Origin of the sequence: Sphingomonas aquatilis (genome assembly GCF_014196115.1) — a bacterium.
Lineage (GTDB): Bacteria > Pseudomonadota > Alphaproteobacteria > Sphingomonadales > Sphingomonadaceae > Sphingomonas > Sphingomonas aquatilis.
The window spans coordinates 1,116,406-1,132,992 of sequence record NZ_JACIDB010000001.1 but is presented as its reverse complement, the minus strand read 5'-3'; the positions used below and the strand labels follow the sequence as shown (position 1 = coordinate 1,132,992).

Here is a 16,587-nt window from a genome sequence, read left to right as displayed (position 1 = left end):
TCAGCCCTCCATCACCGGCGCGGATTGAGCGGCATTCGCCCGGAGAAGCCGCGTCAGGGCCTTTTGCGCCTCGGGGTGGATGATCGGCGCCCGAAGGTTGTTGAGGCGTTCTGTGGCCTGCCTGTCGAGGACCGGCGCGCGGCCGATCCACAGACGGTCCCCCATCAACATCGCTATCCCGCCATGGTCGGACCAAGCGGCGAACCATGCGGCGGCATCGAATGCAGGGGCGCTAGGTCCCTGCTCGGTGATGGTAGCGGCCATGTCAGCGCCCCTCCGCGTTGAGGCGGTCGAGCGCGCGCAACAGGTCGAATTGCTGACCCAAGTTCAACCGGTTGACCTTCACGGCAGTCACGGCTTGGCAGTGTGCCGGCCGACCGGCCACCGCACCCGGAGCCAGCTGCTCCAGAACCTTCGTGACCGCCTCACTGTCCATGCTGCGCAGTATTGCAGAGACAATCAGCAGGGCAGGCGTTTGCTGGATTGCTGTGAAGTCAGCGGCGAGATGATCGGCTTCTCTTTCCTGATGGTGCTGGTAGCGATCAGCAAACGGGTTGCCTTTGCGAGCGCTAAGAGCTGCGCGGCGCTGTTCGGCAAAGCGATAGTTGTCGACTTTGCGAGCGGCGGCGGTGGGTAGGGCAATGACCTTGCCGTCTGCGAGGGTGGCTTTCGGTAGACGGGCCATGCTTACGCCTCCCCGCCGGAGAGGCGCCGAACGTCATCGCGAATGATGCGCTGGTATTCATCGGGGTCGCTTTCACACGTCCCGACCTGTTCCATGTGAGCCAACTTAGCGTTGAGGTCGAGGACGTGCGCAACCGGGAACGCGATGATGGCGTCTGTGGCGGCGTGGATCGGAACCCACAGCTTGTCTTCCTGCTGCTGAAGGCCGCGCGCCTCGAATGCGCGATCGATGCGAGCCAGCTTCCGCTCCCGCCACCGGTTGGCGATAGTCAGGCGTCGAGCCGCGCGGCGCGTTTCTTGCCACCGGGGATCAGCGGTTTGGAGGTCGGTGGGCGTCGACATGATGCTCTTGGCGCGAGACACCGCGTAGGGGTTTGCCGTATCGAAAGTGTACGGTGGCGTGTCCTCGTCCAGCACGTTGCGATAGCCCGGCACCGAAATTCGGGTGTGAGGAATTGCCTCTTGTGCGGTTCGATTTTCTTCGACCGCGGGGTTCCAGACGTCCTTGTACCACTGGCACAAGACGGCATCGGCCTTCGCGTACTGGTCCAATAGGCCTGACAACGCCGGACTGACCGTCAGCGGCTCGGCGCCCTTTGCTTCGCCAGCGAGGGCAAGGCCACCGGCGACGGCAGCAGCGCCGGCACCGTAGGCGAGCGCGCCAGTGCCGAGACGTAGGAGGGAGCGGCGGGTGGTAGATGTGGTCATGTCAGCGCTCCCCTGCGAGGAATGGGGCAATATCCACCATGATCTCTGCGGCTTCGTCGCCCGTGAGCTGCGAGCCTTCAGCATCCAGCACGGTAGCAAGGCGCAGCTTCGCTTTTGCCTCTGCGACATTGGCGGCGGGCGTGTGCATGATGCGGCGTTCAAGACTACCCATCGCGAGGCAGGCGCTATCGAACGCCTTGCTCTCGCAATCGATGCTGTTTGCGTAGGCCATCAGACGGGCGCGTTCGGCAAGCCATGCTCCGTGACGATCGGCGGCAGGGAGCAGGGCAGCGGCGGGCGCGATCAGTGCGACGCCAGCCAAGCCGGCGCCTCCAAGAAGGGCGCGGCGGGTGGTGTTGGTGCCCATCGGATCAGCCCTCCATCTGCGCGGCAAGGGCTGTCTCGGCGGCGGCGTCGATCGCGTCGGTAACGCTCACAGACCGGCACCACGCGCTGAAGAGCGGGTAAGCTGCGTCCCCGTGGCTGTGGTAGGCGTCGAGAACCTGTTGACCGAAAGCGGTGCGGATCGCTTCCAGCGCCTCGGCGCGGTAGCCGACATAGCGGAACGCCGTCCCGTAGCCGTAGGCATGGTAGGCGCGCTTCCATTCGCCCTGGGGCATGGAGGCAGCGCAGGACGCGAGCAGGCGCTTGGCGCGCGGGTCGGCGGTCCAGCAGGGCAGATTGTCGTTGGTGGGTGCGAGCAGCGCGATAGGCGCGGCCGGGGTGGCAGCATCGGGCACGATGATGCTAAGGGCGCGTGTAGCCATGATCGATCTCCAGATGATCGGTTGTGGTCAGACCGGGCGGGAGGGTCCTAAGCCTCTCGTTCGGTCGCTTACCGCTTCAAGCGGTGATAGAACCTCTATCAGCGCAGCAGGGTTGCAGCAAGCCTTTTTGTGAGATAATCTCTATCACATGACATCGGAACAATGCCGGATGGCGCGGGCTGCGCTGAAGTGGTCCGCTACGGACCTCGCGCGCGAAGCATCCATTGGTTACGCGACGGTGGCGCGTTTCGAGTCTGGCCAGACCGTGCAAGCCGATAGCATCGCAAATATGCGGGGCGCACTGGAGCGCGGGGGCGTCGAATTCATCTCTGCGGGCGCGACGGTAAAAGACGGCAAGGGATCGGCTGGCGTCGGAGTCCGCCTTAAAAGTTAGCGGTTCGGCTTGGGGCAGCCCTTCTCTGCAATATCCGACGCGACTTCATAGACGTAATCGGGGTCGTCATGCACCTTCGGGTCTTCCGCCACGCGACTGATTGCGTCCGCCCGTTCTTTGGGGTCGCCGCACATGGCTTCCGTCGTCGTATTCTTCGCGGGATCGGGCGTCGCGACTTCCGCGCTGTTCGCATCCCCTTGCGGCTCGTCCGATTGCCGCCCGCATCCTGCCAGCACAAGGGCGATCGGTACGAGTAGAAGGAGCGAAGTAGCGCGTGCCATGGCGCAAGCCTGCCGCACTTTCCGTATCAGTGCAAACGCCAGCCTGACGTTCCCCGCTGTGGACGATCGAATCGCTGTGCCATAGCGCTCGGCCTGTAGGGACATTTGCCAATAGTCATATTGACATTTGGCGGTACGGCAGTAGCTTAAGATCAACTGGCCCATCTGCCTTGCAGAAGCCGTTTCCAACCTCGGAGACTGGCAGGCCATGAATCCACATCACGACATTTGCAACGCCGCGGCTCTTCTCGGTCAGGGGGGTTGCGTCTGCTTCGCGTCCTCTTTGTCGGGCGCCGCGTCCTCATAGGAAGGCCATCATGTTGGTGCATGACGCGCGCATAGACTTTCGTCTTAACTCTGCCCTGGCGGCGTCGGTGGCTGCCAAAGCGCGCCGCGAGCGCATGAGCGTGCCGGAATACATGCGGCACCTCGTCCGCAACGACGTGAGGGCGTCGTGATGGAAGCGGCTCCCATGATGGAAGACCCGAGCGTCGAACACTATCGCGCCGCGGTCTGTGGATCGGTCGAAGCGTACCGGGCGCTCCGCGAGCAGGCCTTGGAGTTGGGCTTGGCCGGCGAGGTGTCCCGCCTGGAAAGCCTCACCGCGGCAGAGTGCTACGCCTACCTTGCCGCCTCGATCGGCGACGCTCAGGATCGTCGGAGGCTCGCGGGTATCCTCATCGCCCGTGCCGATTATCGCGCGATGCGGGGCTGTACTAACCCGTTTTTCCGTATGGAGGCGGCGCACTGGCTGCGCGGTCTGGCCGATGCTGGCGACGTAGAGGCGGCTGACCAACTCGACGCTATGGGCGTCGGGCCGGTGTGGGAGGAAGACCGGGCGCAAACCGAATTGCGCACGAACATCCTTGCAAACTTTGCCGACGCGGCGCGCGGGGATCTCAACGCCCTGGCGAGTATGAGCGAGAACAATCTACGCAGCGTCGCCGATGGGGACGGCCGGCTTGAGGCGCTGGTGAAAGCCGAGCAGTTCGCGCGCATCGGCAGTTTCTCGGGCGATCCCCTTATGCGGATGCGTCTCGCAGGCGTGGTCCTGCTGCGCCGCGAATACGAACTGCGCGACGGAGGTAGCCGCTTCCGCGCGTGCTGGGCAGCGAATGAGAGTGTCGGCCTGCTTCTCACGCTCTGCAACGAGGGCATTGCCGACGCATGGCCCCCGCTGGCCAACCTCATCGCGTCACTGTCTCGGCCTGAGGTCGCGTTGATCGCGGCCGACATTCCTGAAGTCCTGAGCGTCATCAACCCGGAAGGTCACGCCTGATGTTTGCTAGTTCGTCTCCGCTCAACCGGCGTCTCCTTGGCGGCATTAACCCCGTGGTTCCGGACGACGGCACCGAGAATAATCCTGCCCTGATGCGCAGTCAGATGCCGGGCATGATGTTTCGAGGGTTCGAAGGGGCTGCTCCCGTCCCAAGGGCGGACACCATCGGCGCCGCGGATCGTAGCCTCGCCATGCCTCCACCCGACCTAACGGCAATCAACCCCGACCTGACGAACGCGACGGTGCAGAAGCCGGGATTTTTCAAGCATGGAGGGCTAGGCGAGAAAATCCTAGGGGGGGTCGGCGAATTTGCCCTGCGCTACTCGGCGAGCCAGGGGAACCCGTTTGCGATGGCGACCATCCAAAACCGCCTCTCCCGCCAACGGGCTCAGGATGAAGCGGTGCGTCAAGATCAATTGCGCCAGCAGGATCGCCAGTGGCAGATTGAAGACCGCGATGCGATGCTCAACAAGCCGCAGTTCTTCAACGCCGGCAACGATCGGGTGCGCTATGATCCGACGACGGGACAGTCTGAGGTCGTCTACGACGCGCCGGAAGACTATCAAACCTATGCCTCGACGCTCGGCCTGAACCCCGGCGATGCGGGTTACGACAATGCCGTACAGGATTACGTCCTGCGAGGCAGCGGCCCGACAGCGCAAAAGGCCAAGCTGGGGCTTGAAGGCGTTCGGCAGGACAATCGCCTGCAACTCCGCGGCACGCCAACTTATCTTCAGGCGCACCCCGCACCGCCTCGCCCTCGCGCCTCGGCCGGCCCCCGTGCGCCCTCGACCATGGGCGGTGTCGTCGCGCCGATCCTTGCCAAGATGGCGCAGGGGCAGCCGCTGTCGGCTGGCGAACAACAGGCGCTGTCGACCTATCAGGCTGGCCGTGGTGGCCATCGCGGCGGCGGCGGCGGTCGTTCGGGCGGTGGAAGCATGCCGACAGTCCGCACGCCAGCGGAAGCGCGCGCGCTGCCCCCTGGGACGCGGTTCCGCACTCCTGACGGGCGGGAGATGGTCCGTTGATCGATGATCCGTGGAGCGAATTTCAGCCGGCGCCGTCTACCCGCACCGCACCGATGGTTGCGCCCGCGGACCCGTGGGGCGAATTCAAACCCGCTCCCGGTAAGCGCCGGAAGCCAGACTATGCGGCGGCCGGGGCAACACTGGTGCCGACCGGGCAGGCGCATGATGGTGACACATTCGCGCTGACCAATGGACAGAACGCGCGATTGTACGGCGCCGATGCGTTCGAGCTGGCGCAGACTGGCCGCGCTCGCGATGGCACCGCGGTGCAGTTGGGGCAGATGGCGCGCACCAGCCTGTTGCCCTACCTCCAGCCGGGGGCGGTCGTCACGCCCACCGGCGCCGCGACTTATGGCCGGCCGGTGGCGTCTCTCGAACGGGGCGGCGACGCTGCGGACGGATTGCTACGGCAGGGGTTGGCCGTCGCTACCCCGTCGTTCCTGAAGGGCGATCCCAACCGTCTGAGCGCGTACATGGAAGCCGAGCGCTTCGCGCGCCTGAATGGCAAGGGCGCCTGGCAAACAGCATTCCAGCAGCCCGCAAGCTATCGGCACAAGACGCCGGACCCGTGGGCCAAGCCTGAGACGGGACAGGCCGGTGATGCAGTCGCCGTGTTCAACGATGAGCCGATGCCGTTTCAGGGGCTGCGCCCTGAGATTGCACAGGGCTACGCGGCAATCTTTCAGAACATGGCGTCCAAGCCTGAGGATCTGTTGGCCTATGCGAAGGCGAACGGCTTTCAGATCGATGAAGGCGAGACGCGCAAGCTCTACGCCCGCCGCGCGAAGGCCGGCGGCGCGGGCAACGTGGTCAGCTACAAGGATGCGCCGCGCGTCCTCACCGACAACAAGGACGGCGCTACGGGGTCGTTCCTGCGCGGTGTGGCCGATCCTATCAACATGCTGGATGAGATGGGCGCGGTGGTGGATACGGTCGTGCCGAACGCCCGCGAAAACGTGTGGTCGTCCGACCGGCGCTTTGGTGACATTCTCGCCAACAACCTCGATCAGAACCGCAGTATCCTCGCTTATGACGACGCGAACCATCCCTATGCCCGCTTTGGTGGGCAGTTAGCCGGTGGCCTTATCACCCCCGGCGCGTCTGTTGAGGGATTGGGCTATCGCGCGGCGGCGGAAGTTCTGCGCAATGGGGGCACGCGCTATGCCGCAGAGCAGGCGGCGCGGCAGGCAGTGGTCCGCCGTCTCGGTGTCGCTGGTGCGATCGAGGGCGGTCTAGCCGGCGTCGGACAGGGTGAGGACGCGCGGGGGCGGTTTCAGGGCGCATTGATCGGCGCGCCGGCTGGTCTGGCGCTGGGGACGGCGGCGGGCGCTCTTGCCCCTGCTGTAGGCCGTCTGATTGGCAGGCCGTTTAGCCGACTGGCTGGGCGTGACGGCGAACAGGCCGCGCAGGACTTGGCAGACGGGGCGATTGACAGTGCCAAGAGCCGCGCGTCCAACGATCTTCCTCGCCCGCGTGACGTGCTGGATATTCAACCTGCGCCCTTCACTGCGCCCGACACGGCAGCTCGTCAGCCCGATTTTCTGACAATGCCGCCTCGGTATCGCACGCAGCCGTCCACCTCTGCGCCCTCGATCAACACTGCCGCACCCATCCGTTCGGCTCCCCCTGCTCGCACCCTCGCGGACGTGCAGGCCGAAGCTGCGGAGTGGGCTGCGCAGCGTGGCTGGCGCAGGCAGGAAGGCGACGGGCTGCCGCCGATTATGCTCCACGGGTCGCCGCGTCCTGACATTCAGGAATTTGATCCCTACGGGCGCGGTGGTTACGGCCTCTTTGGCGCTGGTACGTACCTGACCGATAGTGCGGACATAGCCTCTCAATACACCGGCAAGGGGCTGAGCAAGGCGGCGCAGGAAACTGCTGCTGATCGCACGCTATATGCGGTGCGGCAGGCGGTGAAGAACCCGCTCGATATGGACAAGGCGGCTGATCGCGAGACGTGGGAAGCAGTCGCGAAACGGGTGGTCGGTGACTACGGCAGCCGGTACTTCGATGATCTGCCGCAGGGCGCCACAAATGAGCAGATGTTCCGGGAGGTGGAAGACATCCTGTCGTCTGAGGGTGTGACGGCAAGCGAAGGCCGCGAGACGATGGACGCGCTGGTTCGATCACTCGGACACGACGGCATCACTCATATCGGCGGTGGGCGGGTCAACAAGGATGGTCCGCGGCATCGCGTTGTCATCGCGCTTGATCCCGAGCAAACGGAGATTGTCGACCGCCTTTCCATTGGCAAGCTCATGCAGCCGCCGGGTCCGCGAAACCCTGACTGGATCGACGTGGGCCAAGTCGCTCCACGCAATGGCGGTGTTGCTCCCTTGCCTTCGTTGGACCCGCTCGCTGCGCGCCGCGGCGCGCCCGTCGACTATCTCAACGTTGGCCGACCAGCGCAGGCCATGGCGAACGAAACTCCGTCGCCGTCGCTGACTGGTCCGGTCGCCGACGAATGGGCCGAATTCACCCCTGCCGCACAAACAGGTGCCAGCGCTGAGCGCATTGCCCAGGCGGAAGGCGTGACGTCACGTGACATGCTGCCGCTGCCGGCGAACACGGTTGATGGCGTGGACGAGGCGGCACGGATCGAGGCGGGGCGGTATGCCCCCGTGCGCGCGCCCAACGAGGACGCAGCGCCTGTGCGGGCCTATGAGGAATGGGGCGAGAACGCGCCGAACCTCGCTGGCAATATCCGCCTGGATAAGCTCGACAGTCCGCAGGCGATAAAGCGGGCACTCGCGCAGACCGATCGCATCGCCGGCGGCTTCGATGCCGCGCGCCGCGGTCGCATCACACAGGCCGAAACCAAGAGCCTCGCTGAAGACCTTGGCATGACGGCTGACGATCTGTTGAAGCGCCGCAAGGGGCAGGCTTTCAACGCGGAGGAAGCGCTTGCCGCTCGCCAGTTGCTGGCCCGTTCGGCGTCCGATCTGGTCAACATGGCCAAGCGCATGGCGCGGGTTCAAACCCCAGGCGACGAGCTGGAGGCGGCTTTCCGGGGTGCATGGCTGCGGCATGCCGCGATCCAAGAGCAGGTAGCCGGCATGACGGCCGAAGCAGGACGGCTGTTGCAACAGTTCCGCATGACGGCCGACAGCCGCGACGTGTCGCAGGTGCTGTCCTCGCTTGGGGAGACGCTGGGTGGAACGGCCCGCATGAAGGACGTGGCCGAGCGCATTGTTGATCTGGAGAAGGTCGGGACCACGCCGGCCGGCATCAACCAATTTGCCTTGCGCTCCCTCCTGCCGAAGTGGCGGGACAAGGCTATTGAGCTTTACATCAATAGCCTGCTGTCCGGGCCGCAGACCCATGCCGTCAACATCCTGTCGAACACGCTCACCTCGCTCGCACAGATCCCCGAACACGCCGTTGCCGCAGGAATTGGCGCCGTTCGCAAGGCTCTGCCGGGGCAGGCTGAAACGGACCGCGTGCTATTTTCGGAGCTTGGCACGCGCGCTGCCGGCATGGTGTCGGGCGCCCGGGAAGGCATGGCCGCGGCTGCGCGGTCCTTCCTGACCGGCGATGCTGCCGACGCGGTAACAAAGGTCGAGTCGCAAATGTCCGCGATCGGTGGACGGGCTGGGCGCATCATTCGCACGCCTACGCGGCTGCTGACGGCGGAAGACGAGCTATTTAAAGGCATTGCGAGCCGCATGGAGTTGAACGGCCTCGCGATGCGGCAGGCCGTCAATGAGGGCTTGAAGGGGCAGGCGGCGCGCGATCGTGCAGCCGATCTGGTTCTGAACCCGACCGACGAGCTGTTGCAGCGGTCGATGGACTATGCCCGCTATCTGACGTTCCAGACGCCGTTGCGGCATGGCAGCTTCTCGGCCGGGCTGTCGGCAGCGACGCAGGGCCAGCCGCTCGCCAAGCTGCTCCTGCCGTTCATCCGCACCCCCATGAACCTCCTGAAGTTCGCGGCCGAACGCTCGCCCGCGGCCTTGGCAATGAAGTCGTGGCGCAAGGAATATGCGGCCGGCGGCGCGCGTCGTGACATGGCGATCACGCGGGCCGTCGTCGGCACCGGTGTTGGTGCGGCCATCTACGAAATGGCGCTTGCTGGGCATATCACGGGCGGTGGGCCGGCCGATCGCAGCGCGCGCCGGCTCTTGGAGGCTAACGGTTGGCAGCCCTACAGCCTCAAGATCGGGGACCGGTACTACAGCTACGCCCGGCTTGATCCGTTCTCCACGACGATCGGCACCGTCGCGGATCTGGTCGATCTGCGCTCACACATGACGGACGCGCAGCAAGAGCGGTCGGGGACGTTGGTTCTCGCCGCCATCGCAAACAATCTCACGTCCAAGACCTGGCTGTCGGGCCTCAGCTCGGCGCTGGAAGCGGTGAACGACCCTGGCCGATACATGGACAACTTCGTGTCGCGGACGGCTGGCGCAATCGCAGTGCCCGCCCTCGTGGCGCAGGTGGCCCGTGAGACAGACCCGCTGATGCGTGAGGCACGCGGGCCTATGGATCGCATCCGTTCGCGCATCCCCGGCGTGTCGACCGGCCTTTATCCGCGGCGTGACGTGTTCGGGCGCCCGATGGAGGCGCAGGACGCGATTGGGCCGGATATTATCTCCCCGGTCTACACCGGGCAGGATCGCGGGGACCCGACGATTGCCGCGCTGGTCGATGCTGGCGCCACCATGTCGATGCCAGCCAAGACGTACAAGGATGGTGGCAAATACAAGAAGTGGACGCCCGAGCAGTACGATAGCCTGCAAGCCGCGGTCGGCGAACTGGCCAAGCCTCGGCTTGATGCGCTGGTGTCGTCGCCCTCGTGGCGGGCGAAGGATCGTGAGGGGCAACAGAACGCGGTCGGTACGGTGATGAAGAATGCGCGGATGGAAGCCAAGCGCCGGATCATGGGCGGCATGATGTTCTCGGGCTTTCCCGCGGCACGCTCGGCTGATCCTTGGGCGGAATTCAAGCCAGCGCGGTAATCAGGTGCTGCGGCGGACACTCCGATCAATCACGGAGCAACCGCGATCTGGTGGGTATCGCGAGGGTGCTTTGCCCCGCCGCAGCAGTCTGAACTTGGAATGGCACCATAACCAAAGCGTTATTCGTCGGGCGATCATGCGAGCAATTTTGTCACGACCGGCAGGCATATTCCCGCGAGCCAGCAGCCATGAGCGACGTTCTGGAAGGCGACTGATGCGGCGGAATACTGGAAGTCAACAAGCGGTGATTCGTGATGCTCGTTCATCGCGGCGCCCGCCTGATCCCAATCACCACCCTCGTATGTCGCGGCGAGCCGTTTTGCGGTCATGTACCTTTTGAAGGCATCGCCAGATTCCGTTGTGTACTTGTTCGACGCGATCAGAGCGGCAATGCCTGCACACGTTATACCGGATGAAAGCCGTAGCCGACCACAGCGCTACTGTTCCGCTCAGGCCCGCCCAACTAGCCGCCTTTCCATCGCCCCCCATAGCGGCCATCAGCCCGGCAAGAGAGGCCCCGTTGAGCGCCATTGCTCCAAACCTAAGCCGATCTTGCATCTGATCGCGCCGGGTCACGAGATACTCGTAGCGGGCACGTGAAAAATTGTGGTCCGCGACGACGATGTAACCGTTGACTGCGTCGCGTTCGCGGATGCCTTTGACTGGGCTGACGGGCTGATCCATTTTCGGCTAGCTCACCTTCAAAGCGACGGCGGCGAACGCCACCAAAAGCGAGAGGATCGACACGGCCAAGGCCTGCCTCGCCGTCTTCCCCTCCCGGCGGCGCTGCTCTGCCTCCAATACGGTATGCAACACACTGTCATTGGTGCGCACCTTCGGCATGAGGTGCAAATCATAGTCGCTGAGCCTGCGGGCCAAAGCCGGAGTGACTTCATGCAGGCCAGTTATGTGATCGATGCGGAGGGTGCCGCGTCGGTCCCACGGCTTCCACCACGGGCCGAAGCGACGCAACTCGATCACTCTCCCCGTTGTCGCAAGCTTCACCTTCATGTGGCCCCCCTGTAAATTCCTGTGTAATTCGGCCGGGAATTACACGGAAGTTCCGGGAATGTACCAGCGGCAGAACAGATCAGGAAGCCGACGCATATCTGCCGAGTCGGGAACGCTGCGGAACGGTCGGGAACTGAGAAACCATAGACTTAAAATCGGCTTCCTATGGAGTGCGGGTTCGAGTCCCGCCGTCCGCACCATGGCTTTTGGGCTGGCGTTGACCGCGACGCTGGCCGGTTGCGACCGGCGGCCCGATTCGGGGCCGGTCGTCGCTAGCGCGATCGGCACCGCACCGCGGCTTGCCGATCCCAGCCGCACGTTGCCCAATACGCCGACCCGGCTGCTGCTCGATGCGACGGCAGAGGGGCTGGTGCGGTTCGACGCCAGCGGCCAGATCGAACCGGGGCTCGCCGAACGCTGGATCGTCATCGATCAGGGCACCAGCTACATCTTCCGGCTCCGCGACGGCCAATGGCCCGATGGCAGCGCGGTCACCGCCGACCAGGTCGTCGCGCAGTTGCGGCGCCAGATCGCCCCCGGCTCGCGCAACCCCCTTGCCCCGTTCCTGACGGCGATCGACGAGATCGTCACGATGACGCCGCAGGTCATCGAAGTGCGGCTGCTGCGCCCTCGCCCCGATCTGCTCAAGCTGTTCGCCCAGCCCGAACTCGCGCTGTGGCGCAGCGGCGGGATCGGCAGTGCGGGCGGCGCGGGACCGATGCGGATCGTCAGCGCCGCCCATCGCAGCCTGTTGCTCCGCCCGGCGTTCGACCGGACGCGCGCCGATCCCGAGGATCACCGCACGACCCGCCCGGAAGACGACGTGCGGCTGATCGGCGAACGGGCGGCACGCGCCATCGTCCGCTTCGTCGCCCGCGATTCGGATTACGTCACCGGCGGCACCTTCACCGACTGGCCGCTGCTCAGCCTGGCACAGGTCGCGCCGGCCAATCTCCGCCTCGATCCCGCCGTCGGCCTGTTCGGCTTCGCCATCGCCTCACGAGACGGCTTCCTTGCCGATCCCGGCAATCGCGCCGCGCTGAACGGCGCGATCGATCGCGCCGCGGTGACCGCGGCGGTGATGCCGGGCTGGGAAACGGCCGAGCGCATCCTGCCAGAGTCGCTCGATTCCGGCGCCCCACCCGCCATCCCCGGCTGGGCGCTGCTGTCGCCCGAGCAGCGGATCGCGGACGCTCAGGCGCGGGTCGCCGGGTTCGGTGCGCCTGTGCGGATGCGGATTGCCCTGCCGCCGGGGCCCGGCGCGACGTTGCTTTATGGTCAGATGGCCGCGGCGCTCTATGCGATCGGGATCACGCCGGAACGCGTCGCGATGACCGCCCCCGCCGAATTGCGCCTCGTCGATCAGGTCGCCCCCTATGACAGCGCGCGCTGGTATCTCGCCACCGCCTGTGCGCCGTGCGGGGACGAGGCCCGTGCCGCACTGATCGCCGCCCGCGATGCGCCGACGATGGCCGACCGCGCCCGGCTGATCGGCCAGGCCGATGCGGCGCTGGCAGTCGACACCGCCTTCATCCCGATCGCGCGGCCCTTGCGCTGGTCGCTGGTCGCGCTGCGGCTGAGGCAGTGGCGCCCGAACACGCGCGCCTGGCACCCGTTGAACCGGCTGCGCGACGACACCAATTAAGCGGCATGGCACAGACCACGCCCCGCCGGCCCCGTCCCATGGACATGCGTCCGCTGATCGCAGCCTTGCCGACCGGGCGTGACGCCGCCTCGGTCCGCATCCGCCTGGAAGCGATGGAACGCGTGATGGAGGGGCTGTTCACGCTGCCCGGCACCAATCGCAAGGTTGGCATGGACGTGCTGCTCGACCTCGTGCCCGTCGTCGGGACGACGATCGCGGCGCTGATCGGGTCGTGGCTGGTCTGGGAGGCGCGCAACCTCGGCATGTCGAAGCTGCAGATGGCGCGGATGTTCGGCAATGTCGGGATCGACTGGGCGCTCGGCCTCATCCCCTTCGTCGGCGCGGTGCCCGATTTCTTCTTTCGATCCAACACGCGCAACCTGCGGATCATCCGCAAGCATCTGGACCGTCATCACCCGGCGACGGCGGCGATCATCGGCTGACCGCCGGGCCGGTGCGTACCGGCCCGGACGGCAACGGGATCATCGCATGCCGCGCCAGATCTTCACGCTGGCATTAGGCGCCAGTCCGCCCTGATGCGCCGGACAGCGTTGGTAACGGAACGTCTTGTCGAGGCAGAGCCAGATTTCGTCCAGCCAGCCGCGACGGTTCGCGGTGATCCGCATCATGTCGGCGGTGAGGCCGGGATTGGCATCCGCCACCGCCTGCGCCAGCTTGCCCGCGGTCAGCGGACGACGCGACAGCGCATTCATGTCAGGATAGCGCAGCTTCGCGTACAGGCCGGTGGACTGCGCGAAATAGCGCTCCGGCGTATAGCCCGACATGCAGGTGCCGTGCTTCGACCATTCGTGCTGCAACAGCTGCGCCGACGGCGTCGAGCAGATGTTCTGCTGGATCACCTGTCGCGACAGCAGCGGCGTCGCCTGGCAATATTGCGGCCAGTCCTTGCCCACGCCATCCGGCCACAGGCCGTGCAGCGTGAAGCCGAAGCGATTGCCGCTACCGCACTGGAAACGGGCCGAGGCGTCGCGCGCATGCTCGTGGCAGAATTGCGGGGCCCAGGTGATCGCCAGCGTATAGCCGCCGATCGGCAGCAGCCGCTGCGGCTGGCGGGCGTCGGCCAGATCGGGGCGTGGCCGATCGATCTGGGTCGGGGCCGAGCAGCGATAGCTTTGCGCCTGAGCCGCGGCCGGCGCCGCGATCGCCGTGGCGGCGAGCAGAAGCCGGCCGATCATACGCGCGGCGCCTCGATATCGTCGGGGTCGCGCCCCTCGCCCAGCCATTCCTTGGCGTCCGGCTTGAACAGCATCACCGCGGCGGCGATGTAGAGAATGTTGGCCACGAGCCCGAGCACGACCTGGATGGTGACCGGCACACGCCCCATCGCCAGCATGAACAGCGCCGAGGCTATGCCGAACGCGCCGAGAGCAGCGAAGACGACCTGGATCCACTTGGCGACGACGCTGGGCCGGCGGACGATGAAGAACCAGAGCAGCACGGCGATAATCAGGCCGATCACTTGCGTTACCGGCACGATCCAGCTGGCGCCGGCGAGGACCGGATTGGCGGCAATCAGCGCCTGCGAGGTCTTCCAGTTGAGGGCGGTGTTGATCAGGCCGAGGATGACCGAGGCCCAGTAGAATTGTTCGAAACGCGCGATCGACGGTGGTTTGATCATGGGTGCCCCCAAGCAGAACAGATGCGCGGCAGCCTAGCCGCGCAGCGGCGCCGTGCAAGCCGCCACGATCACAGCAGCGCGAAATCCAGCCCGATATCCGCCGCCGGCGCCGACTGCGTGAGCCGCCCCACCGAAATATAGGTCACGCCCGTTTCGGCGATGGCGCGGATCGTGTCGAGACGGACGCCGCCCGACGCCTCGGTCGGCACACGGCCACCGATCATCGCCACCGCCTGGCGCAGCATATCGGGGGCCATATTGTCGAGCAGCAGATGCGTCGCACCCCCGTCCAATGCAGGCGCGATCTGGTCGAGCGAATCGACCTCGACGATGATCCGCTCGATCCCCGCGCCAACCGCGCGCTGGACCGCCGCGGCGATGCCGCCCGCGACCGCGACGTGATTGTCCTTGATCATCGCGGCATCCCACAGGCCCATGCGATGGTTCTGCGCCCCGCCGACGCGCGTGGCGTATTTTTCGAGCCGGCGCAGCCCCGGGATCGTCTTGCGCGTATCGAGCAGGGTCGCGCCCGTACCCGCGATCGCATCGACGTACTGACGGGTCAGCGTAGCGATGCCGGACAGATGCTGCACGGTGTTCAGCGCCGAGCGTTCGGCGGTCAGCATCGCACGCGCCGATCCCTCGATCCGCATCAGGTCTGTGCCGGCCGGCACACGATCGCCATCGGCCGCGAGCGGCGTGATCACCGCCTGCGGATCGAGCGCGTGAAAAAAGCCCTCCGCCAGGCCCAGCCCCGCGACCACGATCGCCTCGCGCGTGTCCATCACGCCGGCGAAGCGCGCCTCTGCCGGGATCACCGCGGCAGAGGTGATATCGCCCGCCTCCCCCAGGTCCTCCGCCAGGGTGGCGGCGATAAAGGCGTCGGTATCGAAGCCGTCCAGACGGAAGCGCATGGCTGGATCATCCTATTGGGGGGCCGGAAGGAAAAGCGGCGATCACATGTGACGGGAACGGGAGGGCGACAGATGGATGACGATGCTGACGAGGCCGAATTGCGCCGGTTGCTCGCGGCTGCTTTGGCCTTGGCCGATACGCTGGAGCTGACGATGGTGGCGATCCACCTCGGTGCCGCGCACGAACTTCTCGGCGCGTCGACCCCGACATCGTCGCGCTGACGCGTCAGTCCCCCGTGACAGGGACCGGCGCCACCGGCGCCGGCCCCAGATCGCCCTTGCCGACGCTGGTCGAGGCGAGCGCCAGCATGGCATCCAGGCTCTTCTTCGCCTTGATCCGCAGCCCTTCCTCGATCTCGATGCGCGGCGTGAGGTCACGCAGGGCGATATACAGCTTTTCCAGCGTGTTGAGCGCCATGTACGGGCAGATGTTGCAGTTGCAATTGCCGTCCGCACCCGGCGCACCGATGAAGCGCTTGGTCGGCATCGCCTTTTCCATCTGGTGGATGATGTGCGGCTCGGTCGCGACGATCAGCGTGTCGCCGGGCATCGCATTGGCATATTCCAGGATGCCGCGCGTCGAACCGACATAATCGGCGTGATCCAGGATCACCGCGGGGCATTCGGGGTGCGCCGCGACGGGGGCGCCGGGATATTGCGCCTTGAGCTTCAGCAGCTCGGTCTCGCTGAATGCCTCATGCACGATGCACACGCCCGGCCAGAGCAATAGCTCGCGCCCGGTCTTGCGCTGGAGGTAGCCGCCGAGATTGCGGTCGGGGCCGAAGATGATCTTCTGATCGCGCGGCAATTGGGCGAGGATCGTTTCCGCGGACGAGGAGGTGACGATGATGTCGCTGAGCGCCTTCACCTCGGTCGAGCAGTTAATGTATGTCAGCGCGATGTGATCGGGATGCGCGGCGCGGAAGGCGGCGAATTGTTCGGGCGGGCAGCTGTCTTCCAGGCTGCACCCGGCATCCATGTCGGGCAGCACCACCGTCTTGTCGGGGCTGAGGATCTTCGCAGTTTCCGCCATGAAGCGCACACCGCAAAAGGCGATGACGTCGGCATCGGTCGCCTGCGCCTTGCGGCTGAGATCCAGACTGTCACCGACGAAATCGGCCAGGTCCTGCAACTCGGGCTTTTGATAGTAATGCGCGAGGATGACGGCGTTGCGCTCCTTGCGGAGGCGGTCGATCTCGGCGCGCAGGTCCAGCCCTGCCAGATTGGTCGTCAGTTCCATGACACCCCCGTTAGGCGATACCCACGCCGGGCTCAACGC

The 16,587-nt window shown here is 65.6% G+C and carries 19 protein-coding genes; 7 read left to right on the top strand and 12 right to left on the bottom strand.

Going from position 1 to position 16,587, the window contains the following annotated elements; translation table 11 throughout:
• From GGR47_RS05270 to GGR47_RS05245, 6 genes are all read right to left on the bottom strand, one after another.
• Positions 1-264, bottom strand: coding sequence for a hypothetical protein (locus GGR47_RS05270; protein ID WP_147035442.1), 264 nt, complete (start codon positions 262-264; stop codon positions 1-3).
• Between the two features lies 1 nt (position 265).
• Positions 266-685, bottom strand: coding sequence for a hypothetical protein (locus GGR47_RS05265; protein WP_147035444.1), 420 nt, complete (start codon positions 683-685; stop codon positions 266-268).
• 2 nt (positions 686-687) lie between these two features.
• Positions 688-1,392, bottom strand: coding sequence for a hypothetical protein (locus GGR47_RS05260; RefSeq protein ID WP_147035445.1), 705 nt, complete (start codon positions 1,390-1,392; stop codon positions 688-690).
• A 1-nt stretch (position 1,393) separates the two neighbouring features.
• The gene (locus GGR47_RS05255; RefSeq protein WP_147035446.1) at positions 1,394-1,759 is read right to left on the bottom strand and encodes a hypothetical protein; all 366 of its coding nucleotides are present in this window, start codon (positions 1,757-1,759) and stop codon (positions 1,394-1,396) included.
• Positions 1,760-1,763: 4 nt separating this feature from the next.
• Positions 1,764-2,159 (bottom strand): hypothetical protein, encoded by a 396-nt coding sequence (locus GGR47_RS05250; RefSeq protein WP_147035447.1) that lies wholly within the window; start codon positions 2,157-2,159, stop codon positions 1,764-1,766.
• Between the two features lie 390 nt (positions 2,160-2,549).
• Positions 2,550-2,999, bottom strand: coding sequence for a hypothetical protein (locus GGR47_RS05245; protein WP_147035449.1), 450 nt, complete (start codon positions 2,997-2,999; stop codon positions 2,550-2,552).
• Between the two features lie 152 nt (positions 3,000-3,151).
• Here GGR47_RS05245 and GGR47_RS05240 point away from each other — a divergent pair, with 152 nt between their 5' ends.
• Genes GGR47_RS05240 through GGR47_RS05225 form a run of 4 tightly spaced genes read left to right on the top strand, consistent with a single transcriptional unit; the run spans position 3,152 to position 10,099 of the window.
• Positions 3,152-3,292, top strand: coding sequence for a ribbon-helix-helix protein, CopG family (locus GGR47_RS05240; protein ID WP_147035451.1), 141 nt, complete (start codon positions 3,152-3,154; stop codon positions 3,290-3,292).
• A 14-nt stretch (positions 3,293-3,306) separates the two neighbouring features.
• A complete protein-coding gene (locus GGR47_RS05235) occupies positions 3,307-4,113 on the top strand; it encodes a hypothetical protein (protein ID WP_147035453.1) in 807 nt (268 codons plus the stop codon).
• A 53-nt stretch (positions 4,114-4,166) separates the two neighbouring features.
• Positions 4,167-5,141, top strand: coding sequence for a hypothetical protein (locus tag GGR47_RS05230; RefSeq protein ID WP_183949446.1), 975 nt, complete (start codon positions 4,167-4,169; stop codon positions 5,139-5,141).
• Positions 5,138-10,099 (top strand): thermonuclease family protein, encoded by a 4,962-nt coding sequence (locus GGR47_RS05225; RefSeq protein ID WP_147035456.1) that lies wholly within the window; start codon positions 5,138-5,140, stop codon positions 10,097-10,099. The genes GGR47_RS05230 and GGR47_RS05225 overlap by 4 nt, the downstream gene beginning before the upstream one ends.
• Positions 10,100-10,233: 134 nt before the next feature.
• On the opposite strand, the gene GGR47_RS05220 is transcribed toward GGR47_RS05225, so the two are convergent.
• Together GGR47_RS05220 and GGR47_RS05215 are read right to left on the bottom strand one after the other, a co-directional pair.
• Positions 10,234-10,428, bottom strand: coding sequence for a hypothetical protein (locus GGR47_RS05220; protein ID WP_147035458.1), 195 nt, complete (start codon positions 10,426-10,428; stop codon positions 10,234-10,236).
• Between the two features lie 361 nt (positions 10,429-10,789).
• Entirely contained in the window at positions 10,790-11,110 is a 321-nt protein-coding gene (locus tag GGR47_RS05215; RefSeq protein ID WP_147035459.1) for a hypothetical protein, read from the bottom strand.
• 199 nt (positions 11,111-11,309) lie between these two features.
• Here GGR47_RS05215 and GGR47_RS05210 point away from each other — a divergent pair, with 199 nt between their 5' ends.
• Complete coding sequence (locus GGR47_RS05210; RefSeq protein WP_147035461.1) at positions 11,310-12,755, top strand: ABC transporter substrate-binding protein; 1,446 nt, start codon at positions 11,310-11,312, stop codon at positions 12,753-12,755.
• Positions 12,756-12,793: 38 nt separating this feature from the next.
• On the top strand, positions 12,794-13,198 hold the full coding sequence (locus GGR47_RS05205; RefSeq protein WP_147035463.1) for a DUF4112 domain-containing protein: 405 nt from the start codon (positions 12,794-12,796) through the stop codon (positions 13,196-13,198).
• A 39-nt stretch (positions 13,199-13,237) separates the two neighbouring features.
• Here GGR47_RS05205 and GGR47_RS05200 read toward each other — a convergent pair whose 3' ends face one another.
• The 3 genes from GGR47_RS05200 to nadC form a co-directional block, all read right to left on the bottom strand.
• The gene (locus tag GGR47_RS05200) at positions 13,238-13,951 is read right to left on the bottom strand and encodes a ribonuclease T2 family protein (RefSeq protein WP_147035464.1); all 714 of its coding nucleotides are present in this window, start codon (positions 13,949-13,951) and stop codon (positions 13,238-13,240) included.
• Positions 13,948-14,394, bottom strand: coding sequence for a hypothetical protein (locus GGR47_RS05195; protein ID WP_017978339.1), 447 nt, complete (start codon positions 14,392-14,394; stop codon positions 13,948-13,950). The genes GGR47_RS05200 and GGR47_RS05195 overlap by 4 nt, the downstream gene beginning before the upstream one ends.
• A gap of 68 nt (positions 14,395-14,462) precedes the next feature.
• Positions 14,463-15,308: a carboxylating nicotinate-nucleotide diphosphorylase gene (gene nadC, locus GGR47_RS05190; protein WP_147035465.1), complete on the bottom strand. Its 846-nt coding sequence runs from the start codon at positions 15,306-15,308 to the stop codon at positions 14,463-14,465.
• Positions 15,309-15,380: 72 nt separating this feature from the next.
• Between nadC and GGR47_RS05185 the strand changes: the two genes are divergently transcribed.
• Positions 15,381-15,530: a hypothetical protein gene (locus GGR47_RS05185; protein ID WP_167509710.1), complete on the top strand. Its 150-nt coding sequence runs from the start codon at positions 15,381-15,383 to the stop codon at positions 15,528-15,530.
• Between the two features lie 4 nt (positions 15,531-15,534).
• Here GGR47_RS05185 and nadA read toward each other — a convergent pair whose 3' ends face one another.
• A complete protein-coding gene (nadA, locus tag GGR47_RS05180) occupies positions 15,535-16,548 on the bottom strand; it encodes a quinolinate synthase NadA (protein ID WP_017978336.1) in 1,014 nt (337 codons plus the stop codon).
• Between the last annotated feature and the right edge of the window lie 39 nt (positions 16,549-16,587).

Bases quoted from the DNA above. Each gene is read 5' to 3' on its own strand.
- GGR47_RS05270 (WP_147035442.1), bottom strand. From the start codon at position 264: ATGGCCGCTACCATCACCGAGCAGGGACCTAGCGCCCCTGCATTCGAT.
- GGR47_RS05265 (WP_147035444.1), bottom strand. From the start codon at position 685: ATGGCCCGTCTACCGAAAGCCACCCTCGCAGACGGCAAGGTCATTGCC.
- GGR47_RS05260 (WP_147035445.1), bottom strand. From the start codon at position 1,392: ATGACCACATCTACCACCCGCCGCTCCCTCCTACGTCTCGGCACTGGC.
- GGR47_RS05255 (WP_147035446.1), bottom strand. From the start codon at position 1,759: ATGGGCACCAACACCACCCGCCGCGCCCTTCTTGGAGGCGCCGGCTTG.
- GGR47_RS05250 (WP_147035447.1), bottom strand. From the start codon at position 2,159: ATGGCTACACGCGCCCTTAGCATCATCGTGCCCGATGCTGCCACCCCG.
- GGR47_RS05245 (WP_147035449.1), bottom strand. From the start codon at position 2,999: ATGGGCCAGTTGATCTTAAGCTACTGCCGTACCGCCAAATGTCAATAT.
- GGR47_RS05240 (WP_147035451.1), top strand. From the start codon at position 3,152: ATGTTGGTGCATGACGCGCGCATAGACTTTCGTCTTAACTCTGCCCTG.
- GGR47_RS05235 (WP_147035453.1), top strand. From the start codon at position 3,307: ATGATGGAAGACCCGAGCGTCGAACACTATCGCGCCGCGGTCTGTGGA.
- GGR47_RS05220 (WP_147035458.1), bottom strand. From the start codon at position 10,428: ATGACCGCAAAACGGCTCGCCGCGACATACGAGGGTGGTGATTGGGAT.
- GGR47_RS05215 (WP_147035459.1), bottom strand. From the start codon at position 11,110: ATGAAGGTGAAGCTTGCGACAACGGGGAGAGTGATCGAGTTGCGTCGC.
- GGR47_RS05210 (WP_147035461.1), top strand. From the start codon at position 11,310: ATGGCTTTTGGGCTGGCGTTGACCGCGACGCTGGCCGGTTGCGACCGG.
- GGR47_RS05205 (WP_147035463.1), top strand. From the start codon at position 12,794: ATGGACATGCGTCCGCTGATCGCAGCCTTGCCGACCGGGCGTGACGCC.
- GGR47_RS05200 (WP_147035464.1), bottom strand. From the start codon at position 13,951: ATGATCGGCCGGCTTCTGCTCGCCGCCACGGCGATCGCGGCGCCGGCC.
- GGR47_RS05195 (WP_017978339.1), bottom strand. From the start codon at position 14,394: ATGATCAAACCACCGTCGATCGCGCGTTTCGAACAATTCTACTGGGCC.
- nadC (WP_147035465.1), bottom strand. From the start codon at position 15,308: ATGCGCTTCCGTCTGGACGGCTTCGATACCGACGCCTTTATCGCCGCC.
- GGR47_RS05185 (WP_167509710.1), top strand. From the start codon at position 15,381: ATGGATGACGATGCTGACGAGGCCGAATTGCGCCGGTTGCTCGCGGCT.
- nadA (WP_017978336.1), bottom strand. From the start codon at position 16,548: ATGGAACTGACGACCAATCTGGCAGGGCTGGACCTGCGCGCCGAGATC.